Here is a 3,378-nt window from a genome sequence, read left to right as displayed (position 1 = left end):
CGCTCCCTCGCCCGCCAGCCGGTGGTATTCGGCGGTGTGGCGACGGTCGTAGGCGTAGAAGGGATAGCAGGCGGTGGGATGGGCGCCGTAGGGAACTTCTGCCACCGCCGTCACGTAGAAATAGGGCACGGTGGCGCCCATGTCCGCCAGTTGTTCGGTGGACACCAGTTCCTCCACCGTGGCGACGACTTTCTTCGCGGCCTTGGCGAACAACAGGTCGGCCACGGGCGGTCCCTCAATCAGCAGGTTGCCGTGGGCGTCGCCGTATTGGGCATGGAGAATCGCCACATCGGGCCGCAGCGCCGGGACCAGCAGCAGTTCCTCGCCGGTGTAGGGGCAGGTCATGGTTTTGAACTCGGGATGCAGCTTCATGAAATCCGTGCCCCGCGCCGAGCGCATGGGCATGAACGGCAGCCCGGCGATGGCGGCGCGGAGTTGCTGAACCAGGGTGTAGCAGCAGCTATCCCGCACCTCCACCGCGCCGGACTCGCAGGCCCGGCGGTAATTGGGCGCCATGCCGAAATCCTGCTCGAAGCCCACATAGGATTCGCCGCTCACCGCCACCAGACCCGCGCCGCACAGCAGGTCCACGTCGATGCCGTGGGCCGAACCCACCAGCTTCAGGCCGCCGGTGCCCTGCCGGATCAGTTCCCGCAGCACCGCCATCGGCTCGCGGGAGGACAGGCCGCCGCCGATGGCGACGCAATCGCCTTCGCTCACATGGGCGGCCAATTCGGCGACGCCGCAGCGCTTGTCGGGTTGGGTATGAATGGCGGCTTTCATAGCGCCGTCATCCCGCCGTCGATGGTCAGGGCCGTGCCCGTGACGAAGCCGGATTCCCCGGAAGCCAGGAACAGCGCGGCCTCCGCGATTTCCTCCGGTCGCCCAAAGCGGCCCACGGGGTATTTCGCCAGCTTGGCCTGGGTGACGGCCTCGGAATCCTGGTCCATGATCCAGCGGTCCAGTTCGGTGCCAGCGATCCGGCCAGGGCAGAGGCAATTGACCCGGATTCCCAGTCCCGAGTAATCCACCGCCAGTTGCCGGGTCAGCCCGATGAGCGCCGCCTTGGACGCGCAATAGGCGGGCATCCGGGGAAAGCCGACAAGACCAGCGATGGAGGCCAAGTTGACGATGGCACCGCCCTCCCGTTTCAGCGCTGGCAGCGCGGCCCGGCAGCACAGGAAGGCGCCGGTGACGTTGACCGCGAAGATGCGGTTCCAGGCGTCCAGGGTGGTGTCTTCGATGTCGGCGAACTCCGCGATGCCGGCGTTGTTGACCAGCGCGTGAACCGTCCCGCCGAAATGCTCGATGATGTCCCCGAAGACCCGCGCCACGGCTTGTTCGTCAGTGATGTCGGCGGTGCGGGCCAGGGCGTCGACGCCTTCCCGCCGCAATTCGGCCCCGGCGGCTTCGGCCCGTATTCCGTCCAAATCCACGAGGGCGACGCGGGCGCCTTCCCGTCCGAACAGCCGCGCCGTCGCCAGGCCGATGCCCGCGCCGCCGCCGGTGATAATGGCGTGCTTGCCCGCCAGCCGTCCCGCCATCTACATGCCCCTCAAAATTTTGCTCCCCGCCCGCAGGCGGCAAAGCTGGATGAAGTAGGAAGGATTCAGGAACAACTCGTCCATTTCGCCCAGCTCATCGACCGTCAGACCTTTCCGCACCATGGGGGCCAGGTATTGGAAGCCGTCCTTGGCGCCATAGCCCACATGGAAAGCGCCGACGATGCGGCGGGAATCGCCGTCGATGACCAGCTTCTGGAAGCCGGTGAGTTCCGGCTTCATCATGGCGTACAGCATCAGCCGGTCCCCGGCGGGGAGCGCCACCCGGTGGCCGTCCGGGTTGTCGGGCGGGAGCTTCAACACCACCACGTTCGGCAAGCGGGCGCGGGCCTCCTCCTCGCCCAATCCCAGCCAGCACACCTCGTAATGGGTGTGGAGGAAGTCGGGATAGTCGCCGAGTTGGTAATGGGCTTCCTCGCCCATGATGTTGCGGGCCGCATACATGCCGCCCTTGCGGGCCTTGAACATTTCCATGGGCGAGCCGACCACGTCGCCCACGGCATAGACGTTGGCGACCGAGGTGCGGAGGCGGCTGTCCACTTGGATGAAGCCGTCTGAATCGGCCGCGACGCCGAGAACTTCCCGCGCTTCCTCGGAATTGGGGCGGAGTCCCTGGGCCAGGAACACGAAATCGGTGTCGATCCGGCTCCCGCCTTGCGGGCTGCGGATAAGCGCGGCCCGGACCCGGCCCCGGTCGTCGCCCTCCAGAGCGGCCAATTCCGAGCCGGGCAGGAATTCCATGCCCTGTTCCTTCATGCGTTCGATCAGGAAGAGGCGGGTTTCAGCGTCGGGAATCATGGGCAGGGGCTGGTCCCGCGAGACGATGACCGTGCGCCGCCCAGTGGCGTTGAAGAAGCAGCCGTACTCGATGGCGGTCTTGCCGCCGCCGATGACCACGGCGGTGGAACCCGGCTCGTCATCCAGGCGGTCCACCAAGCTGGCGTAATCGAACACGCCCCTCAAATCATGGCCCGGGATGGACAAGGCTTTCGGGCGGGCGCCGGTGGCGAGGACGAGGTTCTTGGCCCGGTAGGTGGTTCCGGCCACGGCCACGCGGTGGGCGTCCAGGATCCGGGCTTCGGCGCCCAGCACGAATTCCAGGTCGAGTTGCTCCTTGCTCTGGTAGTTCATGAAGGCGTGGGGACCGGTCCGGCCTTGCCGGAACATCTCGACAATCTCCCGGATGGACACCTGTTTGCCCCGCAAATCCTGGAACCACAGCCGACCCGAGAAGGCCCGCTCCAGCATCAATTGGGCGGCCACGTCGGAGAACACATGGTGGGGCACGCAGGCGTGATGGGGACAGGAGCCGCCCAAGAAGGGCCAGCGGTCCACGATCAGCGACCGCCCACCCATGGCCCGGAGGTAAGCGGCGCCGAACCGTCCCGCCGCGCCGCCGCCGAGGAAGATGGCGTCGAACTCGCGGGCGTCGTCGGTTTTGATGTTGACGAATGGCTGCCCGCCGCCATTCGCATGGAGATGGGCTTCAATCTCTTCCGCCCAGTGCCCGGCGGACCAGTGTTCTGTGCTGACATCCATCACGCAACGGCTCCCAGTGTTCTAACGGTCATCCGGGCCGCTCCCGCCGCAACAGGGGCAGCCCGATCCATGGGCAGCCTCCAGCGGATGCGGCACAGGCGGGACATCCTCCCTGGGCCGCGCCCGCTCCCCACCGCACCGCGAACACACCCACACCTCCGGCTCGCGGGTACCGGCGAACACCATCCCGCTGAAGCCGTGGCCGCAGTCGGGGCAGAAGAGTTGATAGACTGGCATGACCGCTCTCCGATGGGGCATTTAAAGCGTGTTCATAATC

At 66.6% G+C, this 3,378-nt stretch carries 4 protein-coding genes; all 4 read right to left on the bottom strand.

Going from position 1 to position 3,378, the window contains the following annotated elements:
• Window positions 1-783, bottom strand: a 783-nt coding sequence (locus ACXWUF_RS20870; protein WP_458496482.1) for a CoA transferase subunit A, incomplete at its 3' end; no start/stop codon positions are given.
• Window positions 780-1,544: an SDR family NAD(P)-dependent oxidoreductase gene (locus ACXWUF_RS20865; RefSeq protein WP_458496481.1), complete on the bottom strand. Its 765-nt coding sequence runs from the start codon at window positions 1,542-1,544 to the stop codon at window positions 780-782. The genes ACXWUF_RS20870 and ACXWUF_RS20865, both read right to left, overlap by 4 nt.
• A complete protein-coding gene (locus ACXWUF_RS20860; RefSeq protein WP_458496480.1) occupies window positions 1,545-3,101 on the bottom strand; it encodes an FAD-dependent oxidoreductase in 1,557 nt (518 codons plus the stop codon).
• A 21-nt stretch (window positions 3,102-3,122) separates the two neighbouring features.
• Window positions 3,123-3,338 (bottom strand): zinc ribbon domain-containing protein, encoded by a 216-nt coding sequence (locus tag ACXWUF_RS20855; RefSeq protein WP_458496479.1) that lies wholly within the window; start codon window positions 3,336-3,338, stop codon window positions 3,123-3,125.
• Between the last annotated feature and the right edge of the window lie 40 nt (window positions 3,339-3,378).

The sequence above is a fragment of the Methylomagnum sp. genome, assembly GCF_054333355.1.
Note: the sequence above shows the minus strand (reverse complement) of the source record. Positions and strands in the feature narration are given on the sequence as shown.

Excerpts from the sequence above, each read along its gene's own strand:
- ACXWUF_RS20865 (WP_458496481.1), bottom strand. The coding sequence starts at position 1,544 with ATGGCGGGACGGCTGGCGGGCAAGCACGCCATTATCACCGGCGGCGGC.
- ACXWUF_RS20860 (WP_458496480.1), bottom strand. The coding sequence starts at position 3,101 with ATGGATGTCAGCACAGAACACTGGTCCGCCGGGCACTGGGCGGAAGAG.
- ACXWUF_RS20855 (WP_458496479.1), bottom strand. The coding sequence starts at position 3,338 with ATGCCAGTCTATCAACTCTTCTGCCCCGACTGCGGCCACGGCTTCAGC.